This is a genomic window from Streptomyces sp. NPDC002490 (genome assembly GCF_040296045.1).
Classification (GTDB): domain Bacteria; phylum Actinomycetota; class Actinomycetes; order Streptomycetales; family Streptomycetaceae; genus Streptomyces.
In genome coordinates this window covers 30,326-54,435 of sequence record NZ_JBEOWM010000021.1, presented here as the reverse complement: position 1 = coordinate 54,435, position 24,110 = coordinate 30,326, and the positions used below count along the sequence as shown (strand labels likewise).

General features: G+C 73.1%; 24 protein-coding genes and 1 tRNA gene. 15 read left to right on the top strand and 10 right to left on the bottom strand.

Features of this window, described 5'->3' with window-relative positions; translation table 11 throughout:
- The first annotated feature begins 184 nt into the window (after positions 1-184).
- From ABT092_RS15790 to ABT092_RS15760, 7 genes are all read left to right on the top strand, one after another.
- Entirely contained in the window at positions 185-2,269 is a 2,085-nt protein-coding gene (locus tag ABT092_RS15790; RefSeq protein WP_351244052.1) for an ATP-binding protein, read from the top strand.
- 49 nt (positions 2,270-2,318) lie between these two features.
- Positions 2,319-2,759, top strand: coding sequence for a roadblock/LC7 domain-containing protein (locus ABT092_RS15785; protein WP_351244050.1), 441 nt, complete (start codon positions 2,319-2,321; stop codon positions 2,757-2,759).
- Positions 2,756-3,133, top strand: a complete 378-nt coding sequence (locus ABT092_RS15780; RefSeq protein WP_351244048.1) for a DUF742 domain-containing protein — start codon at positions 2,756-2,758, stop codon at positions 3,131-3,133. The genes ABT092_RS15785 and ABT092_RS15780 overlap by 4 nt, the downstream gene beginning before the upstream one ends.
- Positions 3,111-3,710, top strand: a complete 600-nt coding sequence (locus tag ABT092_RS15775) for a GTP-binding protein (protein WP_351244046.1) — start codon at positions 3,111-3,113, stop codon at positions 3,708-3,710. The genes ABT092_RS15780 and ABT092_RS15775 overlap by 23 nt, the downstream gene beginning before the upstream one ends.
- Entirely contained in the window at positions 3,707-4,288 is a 582-nt protein-coding gene (locus ABT092_RS15770; RefSeq protein WP_351244044.1) for a GAF domain-containing protein, read from the top strand. The genes ABT092_RS15775 and ABT092_RS15770 overlap by 4 nt, the downstream gene beginning before the upstream one ends.
- Positions 4,289-4,481: 193 nt before the next feature.
- Positions 4,482-5,510, top strand: coding sequence for an L-threonine 3-dehydrogenase (tdh, locus tag ABT092_RS15765; protein ID WP_351244042.1), 1,029 nt, complete (start codon positions 4,482-4,484; stop codon positions 5,508-5,510).
- Positions 5,511-5,550: 40 nt separating this feature from the next.
- The gene (locus ABT092_RS15760) at positions 5,551-6,771 is read left to right on the top strand and encodes a glycine C-acetyltransferase (protein ID WP_351244040.1); all 1,221 of its coding nucleotides are present in this window, start codon (positions 5,551-5,553) and stop codon (positions 6,769-6,771) included.
- Positions 6,772-6,779: 8 nt separating this feature from the next.
- On the opposite strand, the gene ABT092_RS15755 is transcribed toward ABT092_RS15760, so the two are convergent.
- Both ABT092_RS15755 and ABT092_RS15750 read right to left on the bottom strand, forming a co-directional pair.
- Positions 6,780-7,793 (bottom strand): MerR family transcriptional regulator, encoded by a 1,014-nt coding sequence (locus ABT092_RS15755; RefSeq protein ID WP_351244038.1) that lies wholly within the window; start codon positions 7,791-7,793, stop codon positions 6,780-6,782.
- A gap of 6 nt (positions 7,794-7,799) precedes the next feature.
- Positions 7,800-8,459 (bottom strand): HEAT repeat domain-containing protein, encoded by a 660-nt coding sequence (locus ABT092_RS15750; protein ID WP_351244036.1) that lies wholly within the window; start codon positions 8,457-8,459, stop codon positions 7,800-7,802.
- Positions 8,460-8,588: 129 nt separating this feature from the next.
- Between ABT092_RS15750 and ABT092_RS15745 the strand changes: the two genes are divergently transcribed.
- From ABT092_RS15745 to ABT092_RS15725, 5 genes are all read left to right on the top strand, one after another.
- Positions 8,589-9,515: a LysR family transcriptional regulator gene (locus ABT092_RS15745; RefSeq protein ID WP_351244034.1), complete on the top strand. Its 927-nt coding sequence runs from the start codon at positions 8,589-8,591 to the stop codon at positions 9,513-9,515.
- 131 nt (positions 9,516-9,646) lie between these two features.
- Positions 9,647-10,195 (top strand): GNAT family N-acetyltransferase, encoded by a 549-nt coding sequence (locus ABT092_RS15740; protein ID WP_351244157.1) that lies wholly within the window; start codon positions 9,647-9,649, stop codon positions 10,193-10,195.
- Positions 10,196-10,243: 48 nt separating this feature from the next.
- A complete protein-coding gene (locus ABT092_RS15735) occupies positions 10,244-10,603 on the top strand; it encodes an MmcQ/YjbR family DNA-binding protein (protein WP_351244032.1) in 360 nt (119 codons plus the stop codon).
- 317 nt (positions 10,604-10,920) lie between these two features.
- On the top strand, positions 10,921-12,288 hold the full coding sequence (locus ABT092_RS15730) for an MFS transporter (protein WP_351244030.1): 1,368 nt from the start codon (positions 10,921-10,923) through the stop codon (positions 12,286-12,288).
- Positions 12,289-12,501: 213 nt separating this feature from the next.
- Positions 12,502-13,428 (top strand): zinc-binding dehydrogenase, encoded by a 927-nt coding sequence (locus ABT092_RS15725; protein WP_351244028.1) that lies wholly within the window; start codon positions 12,502-12,504, stop codon positions 13,426-13,428.
- Positions 13,429-13,536: 108 nt separating this feature from the next.
- Here ABT092_RS15725 and ABT092_RS15720 read toward each other — a convergent pair whose 3' ends face one another.
- Both ABT092_RS15720 and ABT092_RS15715 read right to left on the bottom strand, forming a co-directional pair.
- Positions 13,537-14,457, bottom strand: a complete 921-nt coding sequence (locus ABT092_RS15720) for a transketolase family protein (RefSeq protein WP_351244027.1) — start codon at positions 14,455-14,457, stop codon at positions 13,537-13,539.
- Positions 14,458-14,475: 18 nt separating this feature from the next.
- Positions 14,476-15,117: a thiamine pyrophosphate-binding protein gene (locus ABT092_RS15715; RefSeq protein WP_351244156.1), complete on the bottom strand. Its 642-nt coding sequence runs from the start codon at positions 15,115-15,117 to the stop codon at positions 14,476-14,478.
- A 233-nt stretch (positions 15,118-15,350) separates the two neighbouring features.
- On the opposite strand from ABT092_RS15715, the gene ABT092_RS15710 reads away from it, so the two are divergent.
- Positions 15,351-15,424: transfer RNA gene (locus ABT092_RS15710), tRNA-Pro, on the top strand.
- A gap of 294 nt (positions 15,425-15,718) precedes the next feature.
- On the opposite strand, the gene ABT092_RS15705 is transcribed toward ABT092_RS15710, so the two are convergent.
- The 3 genes from ABT092_RS15705 to ABT092_RS15695 form a co-directional block, all read right to left on the bottom strand.
- The gene (locus tag ABT092_RS15705; RefSeq protein ID WP_351244025.1) at positions 15,719-16,555 is read right to left on the bottom strand and encodes an SAM-dependent methyltransferase; all 837 of its coding nucleotides are present in this window, start codon (positions 16,553-16,555) and stop codon (positions 15,719-15,721) included.
- Positions 16,552-16,932 carry a hypothetical protein gene (locus ABT092_RS15700; RefSeq protein ID WP_351244023.1) on the bottom strand — a complete coding sequence of 127 codons (381 nt, stop codon included), beginning with the start codon at positions 16,930-16,932 and terminating at the stop codon, positions 16,552-16,554. The genes ABT092_RS15705 and ABT092_RS15700 overlap by 4 nt, the downstream gene beginning before the upstream one ends.
- 308 nt (positions 16,933-17,240) lie before the next feature.
- Positions 17,241-17,615 (bottom strand): VOC family protein, encoded by a 375-nt coding sequence (locus ABT092_RS15695; protein ID WP_351244021.1) that lies wholly within the window; start codon positions 17,613-17,615, stop codon positions 17,241-17,243.
- Between the two features lie 450 nt (positions 17,616-18,065).
- Here ABT092_RS15695 and ABT092_RS15690 point away from each other — a divergent pair, with 450 nt between their 5' ends.
- A complete protein-coding gene (locus ABT092_RS15690) occupies positions 18,066-18,857 on the top strand; it encodes a class I SAM-dependent methyltransferase (RefSeq protein ID WP_351244019.1) in 792 nt (263 codons plus the stop codon).
- 135 nt (positions 18,858-18,992) lie between these two features.
- Here ABT092_RS15690 and ABT092_RS15685 read toward each other — a convergent pair whose 3' ends face one another.
- Positions 18,993-20,105 carry a fatty acid desaturase family protein gene (locus tag ABT092_RS15685; protein ID WP_351244017.1) on the bottom strand — a complete coding sequence of 371 codons (1,113 nt, stop codon included), beginning with the start codon at positions 20,103-20,105 and terminating at the stop codon, positions 18,993-18,995.
- Between the two features lie 7 nt (positions 20,106-20,112).
- Positions 20,113-21,168, bottom strand: coding sequence for a ferredoxin reductase (locus ABT092_RS15680; RefSeq protein ID WP_351244015.1), 1,056 nt, complete (start codon positions 21,166-21,168; stop codon positions 20,113-20,115).
- 86 nt (positions 21,169-21,254) lie between these two features.
- On the opposite strand from ABT092_RS15680, the gene ABT092_RS15675 reads away from it, so the two are divergent.
- Positions 21,255-22,394 (top strand): PucR family transcriptional regulator, encoded by a 1,140-nt coding sequence (locus ABT092_RS15675; protein WP_351244013.1) that lies wholly within the window; start codon positions 21,255-21,257, stop codon positions 22,392-22,394.
- 183 nt (positions 22,395-22,577) lie between these two features.
- Here ABT092_RS15675 and ABT092_RS15670 read toward each other — a convergent pair whose 3' ends face one another.
- Entirely contained in the window at positions 22,578-24,110 is a 1,533-nt protein-coding gene (locus ABT092_RS15670) for a cation:proton antiporter (protein WP_351244011.1), read from the bottom strand.

The following is a 24,110-nucleotide window of genomic DNA, read 5'->3' as shown; positions in this document are numbered from 1 at the left end:
TGCGGAGCCTCATACCAGAGCGGGACGTTCCGCGCCGGAGTTCTCCAACTACGGGACGCGGCCGCACGAAGGGCGACTACGGTGTGTGGTCGCCGGGTGACGAAACGGAGCGCGGACGGGCGTGGTCCCGTCCGCGTGCCCGTCCCCGCACCCGGCAGTCCAGCTGGACCCGAGAAGGACACCGATGCCACACCTCCGCGCACCGGCCGTACGCGCAGACCGCCGGGACGACACCGGACACGGCGGACCGGGCGGCACAGCCCTCCCCCTGCCCGAGCCCCACATACGGGCGCAGTTGCTGCGGATCGCCGTGCTGCCCGCCGTCGCCGTCGCCCTCAGCGCCACCGCCGCCGTACTGTTCACCGTACGGGCCTCCACCACCCCCGCCGGGATCGTCCTCTGGGCCGTCCTCGCCGGGGCGCTCTCCGTCGCCCTGGCCGGGATCGTCATCGCCGCCGTGGCGGCCCGCCGCGCCGCCCGCGCCCTCGGCGACCGGCTGGGCGCCCTGCGCAGGACCAGCATCGAGGGCCGGGAAGCGGTCCGGGAGCTGGTGGCGGCGCTCGACCGGGGGGAGGTCACCCCCGAACCGCCCCCGCTCACCGACGCCCCCGAGCCCGAAGCCACCTCCGCCGACGACGAGTTCACCCGGCTCGCCCGCGAACTGGCACACGCCCGCGCCACCTCCGAACGGGCCGTGCACCACGCCGCCCACCTGTCCGGCCGGGCCGGCAGCGAACAGAAGGTGGAGGTGTTCGTCAACCTCGCGCGCCGACTTCAGTCCCTGGTGCACCGCGAGATCACGATCCTCGACGAGTTGGAGAACGAGGTCGAGGACCCGGAGCTCCTCAAGGGCCTCTTCCACGTCGACCACCTCGCGACCAGGATCCGCCGCCACGCCGAGAACCTCGCCGTCCTGGGCGGCGCGGTCTCCCGCCGGCAGTGGACCACCCCGGTCTCCCTGCACGAGGTGATGCGCTCCGCCGTCGCCGAGGTGGAGCAGTACGCGCGGGTGCGGCTGGTGCCCCCCCTCGACGGCACCCTGCGCGGCCACGCCGTCGCCGACGTCGTCCACCTGATGGCCGAACTCGTGGAGAACGCCACCGTGTTCTCCGCCCCGCACACCCAGGTGCTGCTGCGGGTCGCCCCGGTCGCCTCCGGCATCGCCATCGAGGTCGAGGACCGCGGGCTGGGAATGCCCGTCGAGGAACAGGCCCGGATGAACGACCTGCTGGCGGCCCCCGACCAGCTCAAGGTCGCGAGCCTCCTCCAGGACGGACGCATCGGTCTGCTCGTGGTCTCCCAACTCGCCCATCGGCACGGCATCGTCGTCCGACTCCAGAGCAACATCTACGGCGGCACCCAGGCCGTCCTGGTGCTGCCCCAGGACCTGCTGGGCGCCGGCGGCGGCACCCCGGCCCCGAGCCTCCCGTCCGGCGCCGGGGGCACCACCGCCCCCACCGGACGGCCGTCCTCCCCCGGGGCCCTGCGACTCGGCTCCCGGGCCGTGGTGCCCGTTCCGCCCCCCGGTACCGGCGGAGCCGCTCCCCAGCCGCCGCGCGGCGGCTCGGGCTCCCTCCCGGTCCGGGACTCCCGGTCCCGCCCCCGGATCCCCGCCGGTCCCGCGCCCGACGGGCACGCGACCCGCTCCCGCCCCGTCCCCGGCGACCCGGCCGCCCTCCCCCCGGCCCCCGCCCCCGGGGGCGCCCCTCGACCGCGGGGCGACGACTTCGCCGAGGAGCGCCCCACCCGACGACTCGGCTCGCGGACGGCCCCCGCCCCCGCGCCGGACCGCCCCCACCTGCCCCGGCGCCGTGCGCAGGAGCACCTCGTCCCGCAACTCCGGCAGGCCCCGAGCCGTCCCGCCCCCGGCCCGTCGGCCGAGGCCGACCCGGGGTTGATGGCCGCCTTCCAACGCGGGGTGGACCTGGCCGAGGCCCAGCACGCCCAACGCGTGCAGGACGAGGCCCGCCTCCCCGCCGCCCGGGCCGTTCCGCAAGCCCGCCACACGTCCGCCCCCGCCCCCGCGGCCGGCCGGCCGCAGCCCCCCACGGCCCGGGACCACCCCCCGGTGGACCACGCGCCGCCCACGAAGCCGGCCGTGCTGACCGCCCTGGACGTCCCCGCCCACGAGCTGCCGGCCCTCACCCGCACGCCCATCCACGACCTGGCGCTCAGCGCCTTCACCGCAGCCCAGTCGGCCGCCCCGCCGGCCGCTGCCGGGAACCCCCGGCCCGCGCCCGACCAGGGCCCCCCGCCCCCCGGACGCTGACCCCCGCACCCCTCTTCGTACCGCTTGTACCCCAAGGAGCCCAACCACCATGGCGAGCGATGTGCAGTCCGGCCAGACGACCGACCTCGACTGGCTGATGAGCGGACTGGTCCAGCGGGTGCCGCACACCCGCAGCGCGGTCCTGCTGTCCTCGGACGGACTGGTCAAGTCGGTGCACGGCCTCGAACCGGACGGCGCCGACCACATGGCCGCACTGGCGTCCGGCCTCTACTCGCTCGGCCGCAGCGCCGGCATCCGCTTCGGCGACGGCGGGGACGTCCGGCAGGTCGTGGTCGAACTCGACGACACCCTGCTGTTCGTGTCCGCCGCCGGATCGGGCACCTGCCTGGCGGTCCTCGCCGACCGCAGCGCCGACGCCGCCGTCCTCGGCTACGAGATGGCCATGCTGGTCAAGAGCGTGCGCCCGTACCTCATGACCGCCCCGCGCCAGACGGCCTCCGCCGTCGTGCCCACCGGGACACCGCGTTGAGCACCGTCGCCCCCACGGACGGGCCGTGGCTCGACGAGGCGGCCGGACGGCTGGTGCGCCCCTACACCGTGAGCAACGGCCGCACCCGGCCCTCGACCTCCTTCGACCTGCTCTCGCAGGTGATGACCACGGGCGCCCGGCCCCTCGGCTACCTCGGGCCCGAGCACACCCAGGCCCTGGCGCTGTGCGACGCGCCCGTCTCCGTCGCGGAACTCGCCGCCCAGCTGAGACTGCCGGCGGCCGTCACCAAGGTGCTGCTCTCCGACCTCGTCGACTGCGGGGCCCTCACGACGAAACCGCCCGCCTTCTTCCACAACCCCACGGACCGGTCCCTTCTGGAGGCAGTGCTTGATGGACTACGACGGCAGCTGTGACCCCTTCCCCACGGCGCTCAAGATCCTCGTCGCGGGCGGCTTCGGGGTCGGCAAGACGACCTTCGTCGGCGCCGTGAGCGAGATCTCGCCGCTGAGCACCGAGGAACTGCTCACCACGGTCAGCGCGACGACCGACAGCCTGGAGGGCATCGAGAACAAGACCGAGACGACCGTCGCCATGGACTTCGGTCGGATCACCCTCGATCCGCAGCACGTGCTGTACCTGTTCGGCACCCCCGGCCAGGAACGGTTCTGGTTCATGTGGGACGAACTCTCCGAAGGTGCGCTCGGCGCGGTCGTCCTCGCGGACACCCGCCGGCTGGAGGAGTGCTTCCCGGCCGTGGACTTCTTCGAACAGCGCGGCCTCGCCTTCGTCCTGGCCGTCAACGAGTTCGACGGCGCCCACCGCTACAACCCCGAGGAGGTCCGCGCCGCGATCGACCTGGACCCGCAGGTCCCGGTGGTCCGCTGCGACGCCCGCATCTCCAGCTCCGGCATCCAGACCCTGCTCACCCTGGTGCGCCACCTCCTCGTGTACGCACCCGCCCACCCGACGGGCCACGAGGCCCGCGCATGAGGCAGGTACCGGCCGCCCGACCCGTTCCGTTCCTGCTCACCCCGGTCGACCGGGAGGCACCCGAACGGGCGCGGCGGCTGCGGGCACTGGGGCTCGGCGGGCTGCCCGACCCGGTGTTCGACGCGTTCGCGGACCTGCTCGCCGAGACCACCGGGTCCCCGTTCGCCCTCGTCAACTTCGTGGACGAACACCAGCAGTTCCTCGCCGGCCTGCGCACCCCGGGCGGGCGCAGCGCGCTCCTGCTGGGCGCCGGAACCGGGGCCGGGGCGTCGTCCCCCGGCCGCCGGATGGGCCGCGAACGGGGCTACTGCCCGTACGTGGTCGTCCGGCGCCGCGCCCTGGTGCTGGAGGACGTGCGGGACTTCCCGAGGTTCGCGGGCAACCCCCTGGTGGACGAGGTCGGGGTGCGCACCTATCTGGGTGCGCCGGTGCTCGACCGCACCGGGATCGCCCTCGGCACGGTCTGCGTGATCGACACGGAACCCCGCCCCTGGGGGCGGGCCGGACTGGAGACCATCAAGAGCCGGGCCGCGGAACTCGCCGCGGAGATCCGGCGCCGGGAGGCCGACTTCCTGTGACCGCCCGCCACCTGTAGCAAACCTGCGGCTCCGGTTAAGAAATCCTCGATGGACCCGGACCCCGCCGTACGGCAGATTCGTCCCGTCGGCATGCGGGCCCCAGCGTCCGCCCGCCGGTCAACCACCCCTCCACGGACGGCGGAGCCCTGCTCCGCCGTGCCTTGGTGTGCGACGACGACAGGGAGCCGTGGCGATGAAGGCACTGGTCAAGGACCGAGCGGAACCGGGACTGCGGCTCATGGACGTGCCCGATCCCCGGATCGGCCCCGCCGACGTCCTCATCAAGGTCCAGCGCACCGGCATCTGCGGCACCGACCTGCACATCCGGGCCTGGGACGGCTGGGCGCGCAGGACGATCCGGACCCCGCTGGTCGTCGGGCACGAGTTCGTCGGCGAGGTCGTCGAGATCGGCCGGGACGTGCGGGACGTCGCGGTGGGGGACCGGGTCAGCGGCGAGGGACACCTGGTCTGCGGGACCTGCCGCAACTGCCTGGCCGGCCGCCGCCACCTGTGCCGTGCCACGGTCGGCCTGGGCGTGGGCCGCGACGGGGCGTTCGCCGAGTACGTCGCGCTGCCCGCCACCAACGTGTGGGTGCACCGGGCCCCGGTGGACCTCGACGTCGCCGCCGTCTTCGACCCGTTCGGCAACGCCGTGCACACCGCGCTGACGTTCCCGCTGGTCGGCGAGGACGTGCTGATCACCGGTGCGGGGCCGATCGGACTGATGGCCGCGGCCGTCGCCCGGCACGCCGGCGCCCGCAACGTGGTGGTCACCGACGTCAGCCCCGAGCGCCTGGACCTCGCCCGCAAGATCGGCGTCAGCCTCGCCCTCGACGTCTCCACCGCCACCGTCGCCGACGGACAGCGGGCACTGGGCCTGCGCGAGGGGTTCGACGTCGGCCTGGAGATGTCCGGTCGTCCCGAGGCCCTGCGCGACATGATCGCCAACATGACCCACGGCGGCCGGATCGCCGTCCTCGGCCTGCCGACCGAGGAGTTCCCCGTCGACTGGGCCCGGATCGTCACCTCCATGATCACGCTCAAGGGCATCTACGGGCGGGAGATGTTCGAGACCTGGTACGCGATGTCCGTGCTGCTGGAGGGCGGCCTCGACCTCGCCCCGGTCATCACCGGCCGCTACGACTACCGCGAGCACGAAGCCGCCTTCGCGGACGCCGCCAGCGGACGCGGCGGCAAGGTCATCCTCGACTGGACCGCCTGACCCACCCCCTCCGCCGCCCCTACGAAGACTGGACCCGACGATGTTCGACTCCGTGCGTGACGACCTGCGTGCCACCCTCGACGAGATCCGGGCCGCCGGGCTGCACAAGCCCGAACGCGTGCTGGCCACCCCGCAGTCCGCGACGGTGGGCGTCACCACCGGCCCCGACGGGTCCCCCGCCCGCGGCGAGGTCCTGAACTTCTGCGCCAACAACTACCTGGGGCTGGCCGACCACCCCGAGGTGGTCGCCGCCGCGCACGGCGCCCTGGACCGCTGGGGCTACGGGCTCGCGTCGGTGCGGTTCATCTGCGGCACCCAGGAGGTCCACAAGGAGTTGGAGGCCAGGCTCTCCGCCTTCCTCGGGCAGGAGGACACGATCCTCTACTCCTCCTGCTTCGACGCCAACGGCGGCGTCTTCGAGACCCTCCTCGGCGAGGAGGACGCGGTCATCTCCGACGCCCTCAACCACGCCTCCATCATCGACGGCATCCGGCTCTCCAAGGCCCGCCGACTCCGCTACGCCAACCGCGACCTCGCCGACCTGGAGCAGCAGCTCAAGGCGGCGTCCGGGGCGCGCCGCCGCCTGATCGTGACCGACGGCGTGTTCTCCATGGACGGCTACGTGGCCCCGCTGGCCGAGATCTGCGACCTCGCCGACCGCTACGACGCCATGGTCATGGTCGACGACTCCCACGCGGTCGGCTTCACCGGCCCCGGCGGCCGGGGCACCCCCGCCCTGCACGGCGTCGAGGACCGCGTCGACATCGTCACCGGCACCCTCGGCAAGGCCCTCGGCGGCGCCTCCGGCGGCTACGTCGCGGCCCGGGCCGAGATCGTCGCCCTGCTGCGCCAGCGGTCCCGGCCGTACCTCTTCTCGAACACCCTCGCCCCGGTGATCGCCGCGGCCTCGCTGACCGTCCTGGACCTGCTGGAGTCCGCGGACGGCCTGCGCCGGCAGCTGGTGGAGAACACCGCCCGGTTCCGTACCCGGATGGCGGCCGAGGGCTTCGACATCCTGGCCGGTGACCACCCGATCGTCCCGGTGATGATCGGCGATGCGGCCGAGGCCGCCCGGATGGCGGAGCTGCTGCTCGACCGGGGCGTGTACGTGATCGGCTTCTCGTTCCCGGTCGTGCCCCGGGGCGCGGCCCGCATCCGGGTCCAGCTCTCCGCCGCCCACTCCACCGCCGACGTGGACCGGGCCGTCGACGCCTTCGTGGCGGCTCGGGCGGACCTCGCGGCCGAGCGGGCGGCGCGCTGACGCGCGCCCTACCGCCGGGTGCGCAGCACGAGCCCGTAGGCGGCGGTCAGCGCGACGGCCCGGTCCTCGTCGTGCGACAGCTCGGTGAGGGCGCGGGCGGCCAGCGGTCCCGGCACGTCGGCGAGGGCCTGTGCCAGCCGTCGGCGTGTCGACGGTCCGAGGGCGTCGTCGGCGAGGTGGGCGACGAGTGCGCCGGCGATCCGGTCGGCCGCCGCGGAGTCGCCCGCGAGCGCGCCGAGCGCATCGGCCGCGTCGGCGTCGTTGCCCGCCCCGCCCTCCTCGACGATCATTTCGATGAGCGTGGGGACCGCCTCGGTGAGCCCGCGTGCGCCGAGCGCCAGGGCGGCCTGGCCGCGCACCACCGGGTCGGCGTGGTCGAGGGCGGTTCGCAGCAGTGCGGTCGCCTCGTCCCGGGGGAGCTCGGCGACGGTCCGCACGGCACGCTCGCGCACCTCGGCCGCGGGGGAGCCGAGGCCCTCCGCGAGGAGCGCCAGCCCGTCCGCGCCCGATCGTGCCAGCGCCCATCGCAGGGCACCGGCGACGTTCGGGTCCGGCTCCGCCAGCACGGCCTCGACCAGCGCCGCCACCGGCACCGGCCGGTCGCCGACCGTGGACAGCGCCGCGCGCTGCCGGTCCGGCGCACTCGGCGACCCCAGTGCCTGGAGGAGCGCGACGGTACGGAGGACGTCCTCCCAACCGGCGGGTTCCGCCGCGGCGATCCGGCCCAGCCGGGTGAGCAACTCCGTCTCCGCCGCGAGGCGCTCCCGGGTGCGGCGGACCAGGTCCGCGACGAGCGCCGCGGGTGTGAAGCCCGGGTCGTCGAGGGCCCGGGCGACGTCGCGCAGCGACAGCCCCAGGGACCGCAGGCTCTCGATGTGGAAGATCCGCCGGATGTCCTCGTCGGAGTACGCGCGGTAGCCGGAGCCGGTGCGCCGCGTCGTTCCCAGCAGGCCGAGCGACTCGTAGTGCCGCAGCATGCGGGCGCTGACCCCGGAACGGCGTGCGACCTCACCGATCAACACGGTCCGTCACTCCTCCTCACCGGCCCCGCCGAGGGCCACCACGCGCTTCGCCTCCTCGACGGAGAAGTCGAATCCGGCGTCCGGGTCGCGCCGCAGCCGTTCCGTGGCGAGCGCGTGCGCGCGCACCCGGGGGTCGGCGGCCGTCCTCGCGTCCGCCAGGACCGGAACCGTCGCCTCCCCGAGCGCGATCAGCGCCCTGCTGAGGCTGAGCTGCGTCTCGCGTTCCCCGCGACCGAACTGCGTGGCCAACCCTACGGCCAGGGCGCCCTCCTCACCTTCGGGCACCAGGGCGACCGCGGCCCGCCAGGCGCTGCGGGCCACCTCCTCGTCGGGGTCCGACCACAACGCCGGTGTGATCACCGGCCAGGCCCGCCGATCGCCGATCTTGGACAGGGTGTGCAGGGCCTGGCTCCGCGCCTGCGCGCCCCCCGTGCGGACCTCGTCGACCAGCAGCGGGACCGTCACCGAGGCCGGGTGGCGGGTGAGCGCCCACGTCAGCATTTCGCGCACGGAGAAGTCGGGTTCCTGCGCGCACCGCTCGACCAGCGGACCGACCTGCGCCGGATCCGGGTCGGTGCCGATCGCCAGCGCCGCCCGCAGCCGCACCGACGCGCTGTCGTGCTCCAACCCCGGACGGGGCGTCCTCGGGTCCGTCTCCATGGCCATCGGGACCACCTCCTGCGGCCACAGTGAAGACCTTGTCACCGTGTCAAGGTCAAGCGGCTCCGGAGCCGGCCGCGACACCTGCGAGAATCGGACACCTGACCGAGCAGGCAAGACGACCGGGGCACGCGCATGATCGAGGCACGACGGCTGCACATCCTCCGTGCGGTGGCCGACCACCGTACGGTCACGGCTGCCGCCGCCGCCCTGTACCTCACCCCGTCCGCGGTCTCCCAGCAGCTCACCGCGCTGGAGCAGGAGACCGGTCACCGCCTCGTCGAGCGCGGGGCGCGGGGCGTGCGGCTCACCCCGGCGGGGGAGATCCTGCTCCGCCACACGCATGCGGTGCTGGCCCAACTCGAACGTGCCGACGCGGAACTCGCCGCCTACCACTCGGGAGCCGCCGGCACGGTCACCGTCGCGGCCTTCGCCACCGGCATCGGGCTGGTCGTGGCCCCCGCGCTCGCCCGGCTCGCCGCGGACGCACCGGGCATCCGGGTCCGGGTGCAGGACGCCGAGGGGGACGCGAGCCTCCCCATGGTCCTGGACCGGCGCGTGGACATCGCGGTCGCCGTCGAGTACCGGGGCGCGCCCGGCGCGGACGACCCCCGACTGACCCGGGTACCGCTGTATGCCGAACCGTTCGACGCGGTGCTCCCGCTCGGGCACGCACTCGCCGGACTCCGGTCGCTGAGAGCGCTTTCGGAACTCTCCCACGACACCTGGATCGGACCCTACCCCGGCAACCCCTGCCATGACGTGGTGGTCCTGGCCTGCGAACACGCCGGATTCCGCCCCCGTCTCGAACACCAGTCGGACGACTTCCGGGCGGTGGTCGCCCTGGCCTCGGCGGGCGCCGGAGTGGCGCTGGTGCCCCGGGCCGCCCTACGCGACATGGACCTCGGCGGCGTGGTGGTCCGCCCCCTCGACGGAGCCCCCACCCGGCGGGTGTTCGCCGCGGTGCGCTGCGGCGCCGAGGAGCACCCGCTGATCCGTCCCGTGCTGAGCGCGCTGGACGGCGCCGCCGCGGCCCGCGGGACCGCGCCCGCCGTCCGGTAGCGCCCGCCCCGCACGTCCCGCCGCCCCGGCGACGGGCACCCCCACCGAGCACTGGAGGAGACACCGTGAGCAGCGACCGCACGACCCCGGCGGCGGGTCCGGACCGGGCCGGCCCCGGACCGGCCGACGAGGTGACCCGACTGCGCACCGGGGCCGAACTGCTGGAACTGGTCGACCCGTTGGCCGACCTCCTCGTCGACACCGTGCGCGCGGGGGCCTCCCTCGGATTCCTGGCCTCCCTGGAACCCGCGGCCGCGGCCGCCTGGTGGCGCGGGGCCGCCCCCGCCGTCGACGCCGGGCTGCACGCGGTCTGGGTGACCCTCGACGCGGCGAGGCCGACCGGCACGGTGGGCGTGCGGTTCACCGAGACGCCCAACGGCGTGCACCGCGCCGAACTCGTGAAGCTGATGGTGCACCGCAGGGCGCGCGGCCGGGGACTGGCCCGCGCGCTGCTCGCCGCAGCCGAACGAGGGGCCGCCGAAGCGGGCGTCCGGCTGCTGTGCCTCGACACCGAGACCGACAGCCCCGCCGAGCGCCTGTACCGGACCGCGGGTTGGGAGGCGGCCGGGACGATCCCGGACTACGCCGCCGACCCGCACGGCACCCTCCGCGCCACCACGCTCTTCTACAAGCGCGTCGACGGTCCGGAGAGCGGCGCGAGGTCCGCGCGGTCCCGGTGAGGGACGGGCGGAGAGCGGTTGTCAGTAGCGTTGACTACGGTTCGTGCCATGCCAGACGCTGACGACGTACGCCGGATCGCGCTGTCCTTCCCGGACACCACGGAGAAGACCGCCTGGGAGATGCCCACGTTCCGGGTCGCGGGCAAGATGTTCGCCACCCTGCCGGAGCAGGAGACCTCCATCGCGGTCCGCTGCCCCAAGGAGGAGCGCGACGAACTGGTGCTGGCCGAGCCGGAGAAGTTCTGGATCGCCGGCCACGAAGAGGCGTTCGCCTGGGTCCGGGTGCGCCTGGCCGCCCTGGAGGACGAGACGGAACTGGCCGACATCCTCGCCGACTCCTGGCGCCAGGCGGCCCCGACCCGCCTGGTGGAGGCCCACCCCCGACTGGGGGCCCCGCCCGCACGGTGAAACCGCTTTCGGCGGACCGCGGTCACCTGGCATCATCCGCACAGGGGTCGGGGGACCCCAGGGGACAAGGGACCGCGGACCCGGGGGTACTGGGGAGGGCACGGACGGCGATGCCAGCGATATCGATCGGGTCCGACGCATGGAGTTTCTCCACGGGCGGAGGACGACGAGGGAAACCGTCCGCCCGCCGAAGACGGGCGGACGGCCCGGCGCTCCGCCGTCCCGCGCCCGGACGGCTGCACCGGACGGCCGGGGACAAAACGCCCGCCGGTGGTGACCGACCCGCCGCGCAGGACGCCACCGGGCCGGGCGCGCCCGTGCCCACCCGGCGCCCTCGCCCCGGAGCCGGAGGCGGCCCCCACCGGGGCGGCGAGTCGCGCCCCCGCCTCTGGTCCTGGAACTTCAACCTCTTCTTCACCGCCCGCGCGGTCGCCAAGCTCGGCGACACCATGCTGCCCGTCGCCCTCGCCGCCGGTCTCCTCCAACACGGCTACGGAGCGGGGGCGGTGGGCCTGGCGATGGCGGCCTCCGTGGCCTGCTTCGCCGGCCTGGTCATCTTCGGCGGGGTCTTCGCGGACCGCTTCAGCCCCCGACTGCTGATGATCGGCTCCGACGTGCTGCGCCTGGGCACCCAGGCCCTCACCGCCGGCCTCTTCTTCTCCGGGCACGTCGTCCTGTGGCAGATCTGCGTCATCGGCGCGGTCAACGGCGCCGCCGCGGCGATCTTCCAGCCCGGCGTCGCCAGCACGGTGCCCCGGCTCGCCGCCGACGTGCAGGCCGCCAACGGCGCGATCCGCGTCGCCGAGTCCACCGCCCACCTCGCCGGCCCCGCCCTGGCCGGGCTGCTGGTCGCCGTCTCCTCGGCCGGCGGGGTCTTCGCGGCCCACGCCGCGACCTACGGGGTGAGCGCCCTGTGCCTGGTGCTGATGCGCCTCCCCGCGCCCGCCCCGGACGACCGAGGCCACCCCCACGGCTTCCGCGCCGACCTGGTCGAGGGCTGGCGGGAGTTCCGGGCCCGCACCTGGCTCTGGGGCGTGATCGCCATCTGGTGCGCCTACTCCGTCGCCGTCGCCGGTCCCGCCATCCCCCTGGTGGCCACCGAGGTCATCCAGGACCACGACCCCCGCGCCTACGGCCTGGTCAACTCGGCGCTCGGCGCCGGCACGGTCATCGGCGGACTGATCGCCCTGCGTCTGCGTCCCCGCCGCATGCTGCGCGCCGGGTCGATCGCCCTCTTCGGGTTCGCCGCCCATCCGGCGACCGTCGGCGCCAACCTGCCGGTGTGGGCCATGTGCCTGGGCGCCGCCGTCGCCGGTGCCGGCGGTTCGTTCTGGGCCGTGATGTGGGCCACCAGCGTGCAGACACAGGTCCCGCCCGACGTGCTCAACCGCATCCACGCCTACGACGTGGCGGGCTCCCTCGCCATGATGCCGGTCGGCCAGGCCCTCGCCGGCCCCGCCGCCACCGCCACCGCCGCGGGCGGGGACGGCGTCCTGCTCTTCGGCGCGGCCATGGCCGTGGCCGTCCCCGCGACCCTGTTGCTCGTCCCGGCGATCCGGGGGCTGGTCCGCGCCGATCCGCGGCCCGCACCGGTGATCGCCGGCGGCCACGGCAGCCTGCCCGAACAGCCCCCGGCGGTCCACCCCGGAGGCGGTGCCGGCCGTCGGGGGCCGGCAGAGGGCTAGGGCGGCGCCGGCCGGGCCCCACGGGAGCGCCCGCTCGACCAACCATCCGTCAACTGCGCCCAGGGGACGTAGGGTTGATCAGCGTAGGGGAGGGCGGGCGCGACGTGACCTCGACGCGTCGGCCCGCATCCGTTTCGTTGCACCGGGTGCCGAGGTCCGTGCGGGCGACGTCCACGACGTCGGTGGTCCCGGCGCGGTCACGGTGTCCGACCGATGAGGAGGCTGAGCTCGATGCGCGCGCTGGTCGTCGACCGAGAGGCACCCGGAAGGCTGCGGCTGACCACCGTCCCGGACCCGGTCCCGGGGCCGGGCGAAGTCCTGGTGAGAGTCCACGCGACCTCCCTCAACTACGGGGAGATCCCCACGGACCTGAACACGGCGCCGGAAGCCGTCCCCGGCTGGGACGCGGCAGGCGTGGTCGAGCGGGCCGCCCCTTCGGGCGGAGGCCCCGCCCCCGGCGCCCGGGTCGTCACCTGGGGGCGGTCGGGAGGATGGGCCGAACTCCGCACGGCCCGCGTGGACGACCTGGCGGTCCTCCCGTCCGGGGTGTCCTTCGCGCAGGCCGCGGCCGTGCCCGTCGCGGGGTTGACCGCGCTGCGCTCCCTGCGCCAAGCGGGTGTGGTGCCCGGGCAGCGGGTGGCGATCACCGGGGCGTCCGGCGGCGTCGGGCACTTCGCCGTGCAACTGGCGCGCCGGCTCGGTGCCGAGGTCTACGCCCTGGTGGGCAACCCCGCGCGGGGAGCCGGCCTCGTCGAACTGGGGGCGCACCACGTCCTCGTCGGCCCGAAGGAACTCGACGCACCGCTCGACGTGGTGCTGGACAACGTGGGCGGACCGCAACTGGCCGAGATCCTGGGGCACATGGCCCAGGGCGGCACGGTGGTGTCCATCGGCGCCACCTCCTGGCAGGACACGCCCCTCGCGCCCTACCAACTGGTCAAGGGACAGTTGAGGCTCATCGGCTTCCAGCCCGGTGACGGCTTCGCGGCCGACCTCTCCCACCTGGTCGGCCTGGTCGCCGCGGGGCAACTGGACCCGGGAGTCGGCAGCGTCACCTCGTGGCACGAGGTGGGGTCGGTGATCGACGACCTCCTGGCGCGCCGGCTACGCGGGAAGGCGGTGCTGACGCTCGGACCGTGAGGTCGCCCCGCCACCCCTGCCTCAGCGGGTGGCGAACGCGGACTGACCGGGCGGAGCCGCCCGGTCAGTCCGCGGCGCGCTGCGCAGGTGCCGAACACCCGACTCGGGTCACCGACCGTCGCCCAGGAAGCCGGTGATCCGCTCGCGCAGCGAGCGGGGGTCCAGCCCGTGCGCGGCCACGTGCTCCTCGACCGTTCCGTAGCGGCGCAGCTCCCGGCGGCCCACGCCGAGCCCGAGCACCCGGTGGGGTACGTCGGCCAGTGCGTCGTTGGCGGCGGCCGTGGACGTACCGGCGAGGTACGGCTCGACCAGGACGACGTCCGGCGTGCCGTGCGGTCCCGCGGCGGCCAGCGCCGCCCGGTGCAGCGCCGTCGCGCCGAAGGGGCGCACCGTCGTCGCGTACAGGACGGTGACGTCCAGGCCCTCGGTGGCGGTCAGCACGTTGCCGAGGGTCGGTCCCACCGCCACCACGACCCCCCGCCCGCCGTCGCGCACGGTGAGGAACCGCTCCCCGTCGACGTCCCACGCCCGCGGGTTGGACTGCACGGACAGGCGCACGTACACCTTGTCGTCGCCGGCGGCGACGGCGTGCCGCAGCAGGGTCTCTGCCTCGTCGGGGTGCCCGGGGACGTGGACCGTCCAGCCGTCCAGCGTGTCCAGCAGTGCCACGTCGCCCGGCGACATGTGGGTGAAGCCGCCCGACGGCCAGTCGAAGGAGGCCGCCGCGCTCACCAGCACCCCGCCCACCCCCTGGTGGCCGAAGTCCAGCTTGATCTGCTCGAACGGCCGCTCCACCAGGAAACTCGCGAAGGTGTGTACCACCGGCCGCAGTCCGGTGAGTGCCAGCCCCGCGCCCGCTCCCACGAGCAACTGCTCGCGGATGCCCACGTCGATCACCCGCTCCGGGTGCCGGCGTGCGGCCTCCGCGAAGCCGTCCGAGCCGATCACGGCGAGCACCACGGCCACCCGGGGGTCCTCGTCCAGCAGCTCGGTCAGCACGGGTGCGAAACGGTCACGCATCGTCTCCATCGATCAGCCTCTCCGTGTTCAGACGTCGACCCGGGCGACGACCGCGTGCGGGCGTCCCGGGTGCGGGGCGGTGAAGGCCGCGTACAGGGCGGTGTGGTCGCGTCCGTCGACGGTGACGGTGGACCAGCCGCCCGCCTCGAACCGGGCGGCGATCCCCCCGGGGCGGGACCGGCTCGCCGAGGCGTTGTCGATCACCACGGTGTGGAGCCGGTCCAGGGCGGCGGGCCCGGCGAAGGCGATGGCCTCGTGGTTGCTCCCCTCGTCCAGCTCCCCGTCCCCGATCAGCACCCACACCGCGGGGTCGGCCAGCCCTTGGGCGCGCAGCCCCAGCGCGGTGCCCACGGCCAGCGGCAACCCGTGCCCCAGGGAGCCGCTGCCGATCTCCACCCCCGGCACCAGCGTCCGATCCGGGTGGTGCCCCAGCGGGGACGCGTACTCCCCGAAACCGGGCAACCACTCCTCGGGCACGAACCCCTTCGCCGCCAGCACCGCGTAGTACGCCATCGGCCCGTGCCCCTTGGACAGCAGGAACCGGTCCCGGCCCGGCGCTCCGATCGTGGCCGGGTCCACCCGGAGGACCCGGTCGTACAGCACCCAGAGCACGTCCAGGGTGGAAGTCGCCGCAGTGTCGTGCTTCTCGTCCCCGGCCAGCAGCCCCATGAGCCGCTCCAGATCCCCGTACCCGTGCGTTCCCCCCTGCACCCCGAGCTGCTTCCCCGCCCGTTCCCCGGGCCTCTCACGCCAGCTGGCGTCGGTCGCCTTGGTCATGCGTCCACTGTGCAACCTCAAGTGGACTTGGGGTCAACCGGGCGCGACGTGCGCGACCAGGGCACGGAGTGCGGTATGGTTTCCTTGCACGTTCGGCCGGGGAAACCCCAGGTCAGGGCGGGCATCGGGACGTGGCGCAGCTTGGTAGCGCACTTGACTGGGGGTCAAGGGGTCGCAGGTTCAAATCCTGTCGTCCCGACTTGCCTTTTCGCAGGTCGTAGGCGGTATCGGAGGAATCCGGTACCGCCTTTTCGTTGTTCTTGGGGACCGGTTGGGGAACCGGAGTCCGGCAGCGCCTTTCGGGGGCAGGACGGCGAGGCCGAGGGGTGCGTCAACGGCACGCCCCAGACCGACCGCCATCGGTCCATCGGGGGAGCGGGCGCCGGCAACGACGGGGTCGTGGGCGTGCTGAGGGGGCCACCGGGCGAGCGCTGCAAGGCCGAGCAAGGTGTCCGGGTGGCCGCGCGCTCGCCGTCACGGCAGTCCGTTCGTCTCAGGACGCGGCGGTGATGCGCTCCAGGTGGTCGGCGTTGAAGGCGTCGTTGAGGATGTCGGGGTTGCTGATCGGTCGTTCCTTCAACGGCGGAATGTAGAGGGTCCCGACCTGGAGGCCACGAGCCAGCAACCGAGCCAGCTCCCCCAGGGGGAAGGTCTCCTTCAAGGGTTCCAACAGCGCGTAGGTGGAGCTGAGGACCATGGTGACCTCGTGGTCCGTCGGATACGTCCGAAGCAGGTAGTCCTGGAGCCGCCGGTACCGCTCGGCATTGCCCCGCTTCGTGGTGTACATGGCCGTCTCGACGGCTGACACCTGCCACAGCAGACAGGGCACCTCCGGCTGCAGGGGCCGCTCGCGCGCCAGGAGGTCGGTCGCCTCGTACATTTGGAGGCCGTGCGGACCCGGGTCGAGGCTCAGGTCGGTGATGATCGTGTCCAGGGCCGAGATGCCCGGCAGGATCCTGACCGTCAGACCGAGCAGTGACGCCGCCTGCTCGATCAGTTGACTGGGATACACGTAGATCTTCGGGTGCCCGTAGGTGGCGAAGCAGACCGGAGCGTCGTCCACCGCGGCGTCCACGACCTCCGCCGCCATCGCCCGATAGGTGCGCAGCCGGTCGCCGCCCTCCTCGTAGTGGTCCAACATGCTGCGCACGTCCGGACACAAGGTCCTCAGGAACTCGTCGATGCCGAAACCGGCGTCCACGGTGAAGACCTTCTTGCTCAGGCGCACCGCTTGCTCGGCCTCGCGGGTGATCTGCTGGACGTTGCGGATGCCGAGGCCGACGATGTAGATGTCGACCGGCCGACGCACGGTCTTCTCCTGGGCGTTCACACGTACTCCATCAGTTCTTCGAGCTTGGCGCGGCGGGCCGAGCCGCTCAGTGTCGGGATCTCCGCCACCAGGTCCCGTCGCTTCGCCTCCGCTTCGGGGCCCTTCGGGCCGCGGACCAGCTCCGAGAACGAGTGGTAGGTCAGGTGCATGGGCTCGGTGAGCGTGGTGGGCGGGAGCGTCATGGACAGATCTCCGCCAGCGAGCGCGGGGACCAGATACCGGTAGAGGTCCCAGTCGAGGCGCCTCAGGCTCTCCAGCTCCCCGGTGCTCAGGTCGTAGTCGGCAGCGGCGCTGTCCGGGTCGGTACGTGCCAGTTCAGCGAAGGCCGCGTCGCGTTGCGCACGCAGCAGCAGGTCCCTCATCGAGTGCGCGGTCATGGCGCCAATGTGGCCGGGCCCCGACCCGGATGTGCGCAGGCGTGTCTGTGCGCATCCGGTGATTCCCTCCGATGGTAGACACGGGACTACCCCGCATCCGCGGGAGCCGGCCGCGCGACGGGTGTCCTCGACTCCACCGTGCCGTGGTCGAGGGGGAAGAGCCCCTGGTGACGCCGGCCGAGGTCCGGACGGCGATCGTGTGCGAGGCGATGAACCGGGCGCTGGACGCCCCGGGAAACGCGGGGCGCGGCCAGTCGGCCGCCCGGTCGGGCGCGCTGCTGCGGGCGCCCGACCAGGTCCTCCCTCCGCTACAGATACGGGCGGGTGATCAGCTCGATCGCGTGACCGGCGGGGTCCTTGACGTACACGCCTCGACCGCCGTGCTCGTTGTTGATCTCGCCTGGACGGCGCATCTGCGGGTCGGCCCAGTGCTCGATGCCGCGATCGCACAGCCGCCGGTACGCGCGGTCGAACAGCTCGTCGTCGACCAAGAACGCGTAGTGCTGCATCTGGATCTCCATCGGCGGCTCGGCGAACTGCAGCAGCACGCCGTCGGTGAGCTGGACGTTGGTGAACGGTCCCCAGGACGGAGCTTCGGAGAGTTCCAACAGCTCCCGGAAGAAACGAGCCGACTCGGTGCGGTCCCTGGCAGCGATGATGGTGTGGTTGAACGTGGCTGTCATTCGATTGACCTCGTGATGGTTCGACACGGAAAACGGACTCGCGGTGCGCGAGTGCCGGGAGGTCCGCGTGCCGAACTGAGGGGGTGCGTTCTCTGCACCCGCCGTGCGATCAGCCCCCCACCGGGTGGCCAATCCGTGCGTGGCGTAGCGCCGGTCCGGTGTTCACGTCGGGTGACCCTACTCGATCGGACCGATGGCCACAACAGCGAAGCGACGGGCTGTAGTTGGCTCGTCGGGCGGCCCAGGCCGGGTAGCCGGTCGATGAATCGGATCGGCGAGTCCTCGCCCGGCTTCCCGGCTCTCGGCGGGGTCCGTGTGGCGAACGGAGGGATCCGTCGAGGTGCGGAGGTCCGGCAAATCCTGTTGAGCCGCGCTCCGTGATCGTGTTGGCTGGCAACGTCGAACTGTCAGTACCGCGGGTGTACGCCCGGCTGAAGCAGGGAGTTGCACGTGCAGGACGTGGTGGCCGACCCCGCTGCCCACAATCGGGCAGCCTGGGACAAGTACGTCGAAGAGGGTAGCGAGTGGACGAGGCCGGTGAGCGCTGAGGTCATCGAGCGCGCCCGCGCCGGCGACTGGTCCATCGTTCTCATCGGGCATGAGCCGGTCGACCGCTCCTGGCTGCCGGCGGATCTGACCGGCAAGGACGTGTTGTGCTTGGCCTCCGGCGGTGGCCAACAGGCTCCGATCCTCGCCGCCGCGGGGGCGCGGGTCACCGTTTTCGACAACTCACCCCGTCAGCTCGACCAGGATCAGTTGGTGGCGGCGCGCGACGGGCTCGAACTGCGCACCGTCCTGGGCGACATGCGCGACCTCGCCGCCTTCGAGGACGCGACGTTCGACCTCGTGTTCCATCCGGTCTCCAACCTGTTCGTACCGGACCTGGCGCCGGTGTGGAGTGAGTGCTTCCGCGTCCTGCGACCGGGCGGGACCCTGCTCGCGGGCTTCCTCAACCCCGATGCGTACTTGTTCGACCAGGACGCGCTCGACGAGCGCGACGAGTTGATCGTCGTGCACAAGCTGCCCTACAGCGATGTCACGCACTACTCCGCCGAGGAGCGCGCCACGAAGTTCGGTGCGGATGCCGCTCTTGAGTACGGCCACACCCTCACCGCCCAGATCGGCGGGCAACTCGCCGCGGGGTTCGTCCTCACCGGCTTCGCGGAAGCGCCGCACCACTCCGACGCATCCGCCTCGTACATGTCGGGCTACTTCGCGACGCTGGCGGTCAAACCGGGTTGACCGCGGGGGGACGACGTCGGCCGGGCGCGCTCGTGGACCGCGGGGGCGGCGGTGCGGTCACCCGACCCACCGCGTCCACGCCGCCCACGGTCCGGTGCCGCCGCCGCGGCCGACAGGTCCGCACCCGTACCGGGATCAGGCCGCGAGGAGCTCGCGGTCCGGCGTCTTGGCCTTGGGCTTCTTGTTGGGCAGGGAGAGCCGGAAGACCTTGCACCACGCGGAGAACACCTGCTTGGGCAGCGGCCCGGTGACGTACTCCAGCTCGTACTTCTCGAACAGCGCGCGCACCTTCACGGCGACCTCGGCGTACCGGTTGCTCGGCAGGTCGGGGAAGAGGTGGTGCTCGATCTGGTGCGACAGGTTGCCGGTCATGAAGTGCATGGTCCTGCTGCCGCTGATGTTCGCCGAGCCCATCATCTGGCGCAGGTACCACTGGCCGCGCGTCTCGCCCTTGATCGACCGGCGCTCGAAGACCTGCACGCCCTTGGGGAAGTGCCCGCACATGATCACCGAGTGGGACCAGAGGTTGCGGACCAGGTTCGCGGTGAAGGTGGCGGCGAGCGTGGAGAGGAACGACGGGCCCGACAGCAGCGGGTGGATCACGTAGTCCTTGAGCACCTGCTTGCGGATCTTGCGGCCCACGGCCTTGGCCCGCGCGCGGAACTCCGGGTCCTTGCGGCGACGCTTGTGCAGGTTCTTGCCGAGCTCCAGGTCGTACGCGGCGATGCCGTACTCGAAGAAGCAGGCGTTGATGAAGTTCCACAGCGGCTGGCCCAGGTGGAACGGGTGCCACCGCTGGTCCTCGTCGACGCGCATGATGCCGTAGCCGAGGTCGTTGTCCTTGCCGATCACGTTGGTGTACGTGTGGTGCAGTTCGTTGTGCGAGTGCTTCCACTGGTCGGCCGGCGAGACGTGGTCCCACTCCCAGGTGGTGGAGTGGATCTTCGGGTCCCGCATCCAGTCCCACTGGCCGTGCAGGACGTTGTGGCCGATCTCCATGTTGTCCATGATCTTCGCCACGGACAGACCGACGGTGCCGATCACCCACGCGGGCGGGAAGAGGGAGAACAGCAGCACGCCCCGGCTGGCCAGCTCTAGCCTGCGCTGCACCGAGATGACCTTGCGGATGTAGGCGGCGTCCTTCTCGCCGCGACTGGCGAGCACCTCGTCGCGGATCGCGTCCAGCTCGCGGCCGAGCTCCTCGATCTGCTCCGCGGTCAGGTGGGCGGTGGGGTCGATGGCGGTCACGGTGCTCCTACCGTTCGATGTCGCAGGGGCCCGCCGCGGCGGACACGCAGGTCTGGATGAGGACGCCCGGCGCGGACTCGGTGATCTCGCCGGTGCGCAGGTCGCGGACGGCGCCCGCCTTGAGCGGCGTGACGCAGCCGAAGCAGATGCCCATGCGGCACCCGGAGGGCATGAGCACGCCGGCCTCCTCGCCGACGTCCAGCAACGGCGTGGCGCCGTCCGCGTCGACGCTCTTGCCGGTGGTGCTGAACGTGACCTCGCCGCCGTCACCGACGACGGTGACGGTGGGGCGGAAGCGTTCGGTGTGCAGGCGCTCGGAGAGGCCGTGCCGGGCCCAGTGCTCCTCGGCGGCGTCGAGCAGGCCCGCGGGTCCGCAGGCCCAGGTCTCGCGCTCGGCCCAGTCGGGCACGAGGGCGTCGAGACGGGTGATGTCGAGCACGCCGTCCGTGTCGGTGTGCACCTCGGTGAGCCGGAGCTTCTTCTCCGCGACCAGGTCGTGCAGATCGCTGCGGAAGATCACGTCCTGCGACCGTGGCGCGCAGTGGACCATGACGGCGTCGTCGAACTCGGTGTCGCGCAGCATGCCCATCACCGGCGTGATGCCGCTGCCCGTGGTCAGGTAGAGCACCTTGGCGGGCCGGGACTCCGGCAGCACGAAGTCACCGGTCGCCTGGTCGAGCTGGACCAGCGTGCCCGGTTTCGCCCTGCGCACCAGGTGGTTGCTGACCTTGCCGTCCGGGATCGCCTTCACGGTGATCGTGACGCGGCCGTCCCGACGGTTCGTCGGCGAGGTGAGGGAGTACGCGCGCCACAGGCGCACCCCGTCGACGTCGACCCCGATCCGCACGTACTGGCCGGCCGTGTGGCCGCGCCAGCCCCGTCCGGGCCTGATCACGATGGTCGCGGCGTCACTCGTCTCGGGGTGCACGGCCTCGATGCGCCCCCGCAGGTCGGCCCCCGTGCGCAGGGGGCTGACCAGGTCGAGGTAGTCAGACGGCAACAGCGGCGTCGTGACCATCTCCAGCAGTTTCCACGCCCTACTGCGGAGGGCTGCACTCGTCATGGCTCCAGCTTGATGTGCCTCCGCGCGTAAAGTCTTACCCGTAGGACGTGAATCTGGTCGGCTGATTTGTTTGTTGGGAACAAAGCATGGGGTACACTATCCGGAGGGCCACCGAGCTGGCCCTGGACGAGGCGACGGTCACCGCACTTCGGGCCGCGCTGAAGAGCACGGCCGACGAGGTCGTCCAGGCGATCATCGATGAGGTTCCGCCGTACGCCAACGCCCTCTCGGGCCGCATGGGCGGCACCATCCGTCGATCGGTCCGCACCGCCCTCGGGCACTACCTGGACCTCGCGAGCGGGAACGTCACGGGCGGCGACGCCGGTGACGCAGCCTACGAGCTGGGCCGCGGCGAGGTGCGCGACGGCCGTTCGATGGACGCCCTGCTCAGCGCCTACCGCGTCGGTGCCCGCGTGGCCTGGCGATGCCTGGCTGCGGGTGCCGTTCCCGCAGGTCTGCCCGCGGCCGAGGTCGCCAAGTTCGCCGAGCTGACCTTCGCCTACATCGACGAGCTCTCCGCTGCGAGCGCCGCGGGCCACGCCGACGAACTGGCCGCCCGTGGCCGGGCCCACGAGCTCCACCTGGAACACCTGGCCCGCGACCTCCTCGCCGGCGCCAGCCCGGACGTGCTGCTGGCCTCCGCCCAACGGGCGGGGTGGCAGCCTCCGGTGTCGCTGACCGCGGTCCTGCTGCCCGCCGCCCAGGCCCGGCCCGCCTACCGCACGCTCGACCCGAGCACCCTCGTCCTCGACGACGTGCCGGACGCCACCGGTGTGCTGCTCGTCCCCGATGCCGACCGGCCACACCTCCTGAACCAGCTGACCGACCGCACCGCCGTGGTCGGTCCGGCCCGCCCGTGGACCCGGGCGTCCGCCTCGTACGCACGGGCCGTGCGCGCTCGCTCCCTCTCCCCGGACGTTCGCGACACCGAGGACCACCTGCCCGAGCTGGTGCTGAGCGCCGACGCGGACGCGTTCGCGGACCTGCGGGCCCGAGCCCTCGCACCGTTGCGGGCCTTGCCCGTCGCGACGGCACGGCGGATGGAGGAGACCTTGCGGGCGTGGCTGCTGCACCAGGGCAGACGGGAGGAGGTGGCGGCGGCGCTGTTCGTCCATCCGCAGACGGTCCGGTACCGGATGTCGCAACTGCGGGAGCTCTTTCCGGATCTCGCATCGCCGCACCGGGTCCTTGAACTGACGCTGGCGGTCGGTCTCCGGGCCGACTGACGCGCGCCCCGCCCGTCCCCACGACCGCGTCCGTGAACGGTCCGGGGATCGCGGGGGGCCTGCTCCGGCTTCCTGCTGTCCGCCGAACGGGCGCCGAACGCCACCGGACGGCGGCGCACGCCCCCCGGCCCGTCGCCGGGAGTCGGGGGGCGTGCGCCGGCGGGCCGGGGCGTCAGCGCCTGGTCACCGGGTGCGGGCGGGGCCGGGCGAGGGGCCCGTGACGGGTCCTTCCACGGCGGACGTCAGTTCCTGGGACGGTGGGCCCGGTCCGTCGCCCGGTGCTGCCGTCCCGGACGAGGTCTGGGCGCGGCCGCCGGGCCGCTCGTCCCCGCCCGCCTTCAACAGGTGCAGGAGGGGACTGGCCATCATGGTGGTGCTCAGGGCGACGAGGGTGAGGACGGCCTGCATCCGGGAGTCGATGATGCCGGCGTCGTAGCCGATCTGGATGACGATGAGCTCGGTCAGACCCCGTGCGTTGAGCAGCACGCCGAGGACGATCGCGGGGCGCGGCTGCATGCCGGACAACCACGCGGCGAGGCCGGGGCCCGCGACCTTGCCGAAGACGGCCAGCGCCAGGAGCGCCAGGAACACCACGACGAGCGGGGCGCCCCACTCCAGCGCACTGAGGTCGACGGTGAGGCCGAATCCGAAGAAGAAGAACGGCAGCAGGACGGTCCTGGCCGTATCGATCAGCTGTTCGATGCCCGGGCCGATGCCGGAGGCTCCCTCACGGCGGACCGGCCAGGCGAGTCCGACCAGCAGGGCTCCGATCAGTTGGTGCACGCCGATGGCGGCGGTGAGGGCCGCGACGCCGGTCACCCCGACGACGACCATCAGCACGCCGACTTCACCACTGCGCTTCCGCGCCGCCCACTGGGAGAGCAGACGCTTCACGGGCCCGAGGAGCAACGCGACCACGGCGACCGCCATCACCCCGTTGAGCAGCAGCGCCGTGGGGTCCCCGCCATGTGTCACGGCCAGGATCGCGGCGAGGACCAGCCAGATCGCACCGTCACCCACCGCCGCCGCGAACAGGCTCAGCCGCCCGGCCTCGGTGCGGGTGATGCCCAGGTCGGCGAGGAGCCGGGCCAGGACGGGGAACGCGGTGATGCTCAGCGCACAGCCCATGAACAGGACGAACACGATGCCGTCCCCGTGGGGTCCGGCGTAGTGCGCGACCAGGGGGACGCCGACGGCCGCGCCCAGGGCGAAGGGCACCAGCGTCGACGACTGGCTGACGATGAGCATGCGCGTGGCCGCGCCGCGCAGCCGCATGCCCGCCAACTCCTGCCCCACGCCGAACATGAAGAGGACCAGACCGATCTGGGCCAGTCCGTTGATGGGACCGAGCACGCTCTCCGGGAACAGCCAGGCCATGGTGCCGGGGGCCAGATTCCCGAGGAGGGTCGGCCCCAGCGCGAGGCCGGCGCATATCTCGCCCACGACCCGGGGTTGGCCGAGCCGCTTCAGCAGCGCGCCTCCGAGGTGGGCGGCGGCCACCACGACGGCCGCGGCGAGGAGGAAGTGCCCCGTGGCCCCGAGGTGCGGGCCGGTGGCTCCGTCGCGTGCCGTCGAACCGGACGCGTCGACGGAACTGCCCTCGGCGATCACCACGACGAGGACGATGACGACGAGCGGCAGCACACCGGTGAGGGCGACGGCCGCCCAGGGCCGGCGACGCGTCGAACGCTCGGGTGCGGAGGAGCGTGCGGCCAT

What these genes read in the sequence shown, in the direction of transcription:
- ABT092_RS15700 (WP_351244023.1), bottom strand. Translation starts at nt 16,932, where the DNA reads ATGACCGCGCACTCGATGAGGGACCTGCTGCTGCGTGCGCAACGCGAC.
- ABT092_RS15770 (WP_351244044.1), top strand. Translation starts at nt 3,707, where the DNA reads ATGAGGCAGGTACCGGCCGCCCGACCCGTTCCGTTCCTGCTCACCCCG.
- ABT092_RS15715 (WP_351244156.1), bottom strand. Translation starts at nt 15,117, where the DNA reads ATGGGGCTGCTGGCCGGGGACGAGAAGCACGACACTGCGGCGACTTCC.
- tdh (WP_351244042.1), top strand. Translation starts at nt 4,482, where the DNA reads ATGAAGGCACTGGTCAAGGACCGAGCGGAACCGGGACTGCGGCTCATG.
- ABT092_RS15680 (WP_351244015.1), bottom strand. Translation starts at nt 21,168, where the DNA reads ATGACGAGTGCAGCCCTCCGCAGTAGGGCGTGGAAACTGCTGGAGATG.
- ABT092_RS15785 (WP_351244050.1), top strand. Translation starts at nt 2,319, where the DNA reads ATGGCGAGCGATGTGCAGTCCGGCCAGACGACCGACCTCGACTGGCTG.
- ABT092_RS15695 (WP_351244021.1), bottom strand. Translation starts at nt 17,615, where the DNA reads ATGACAGCCACGTTCAACCACACCATCATCGCTGCCAGGGACCGCACC.
- ABT092_RS15775 (WP_351244046.1), top strand. Translation starts at nt 3,111, where the DNA reads ATGGACTACGACGGCAGCTGTGACCCCTTCCCCACGGCGCTCAAGATC.
- ABT092_RS15735 (WP_351244032.1), top strand. Translation starts at nt 10,244, where the DNA reads ATGCCAGACGCTGACGACGTACGCCGGATCGCGCTGTCCTTCCCGGAC.
- ABT092_RS15725 (WP_351244028.1), top strand. Translation starts at nt 12,502, where the DNA reads ATGAGGAGGCTGAGCTCGATGCGCGCGCTGGTCGTCGACCGAGAGGCA.
- ABT092_RS15790 (WP_351244052.1), top strand. Translation starts at nt 185, where the DNA reads ATGCCACACCTCCGCGCACCGGCCGTACGCGCAGACCGCCGGGACGAC.
- ABT092_RS15675 (WP_351244013.1), top strand. Translation starts at nt 21,255, where the DNA reads ATGGGGTACACTATCCGGAGGGCCACCGAGCTGGCCCTGGACGAGGCG.
- ABT092_RS15670 (WP_351244011.1), bottom strand. Translation starts at nt 24,110, where the DNA reads ATGGCCGCACGCTCCTCCGCACCCGAGCGTTCGACGCGTCGCCGGCCC.
- ABT092_RS15750 (WP_351244036.1), bottom strand. Translation starts at nt 8,459, where the DNA reads ATGGCCATGGAGACGGACCCGAGGACGCCCCGTCCGGGGTTGGAGCAC.
- ABT092_RS15760 (WP_351244040.1), top strand. Translation starts at nt 5,551, where the DNA reads ATGTTCGACTCCGTGCGTGACGACCTGCGTGCCACCCTCGACGAGATC.
- ABT092_RS15745 (WP_351244034.1), top strand. Translation starts at nt 8,589, where the DNA reads ATGATCGAGGCACGACGGCTGCACATCCTCCGTGCGGTGGCCGACCAC.
- ABT092_RS15720 (WP_351244027.1), bottom strand. Translation starts at nt 14,457, where the DNA reads ATGGAGACGATGCGTGACCGTTTCGCACCCGTGCTGACCGAGCTGCTG.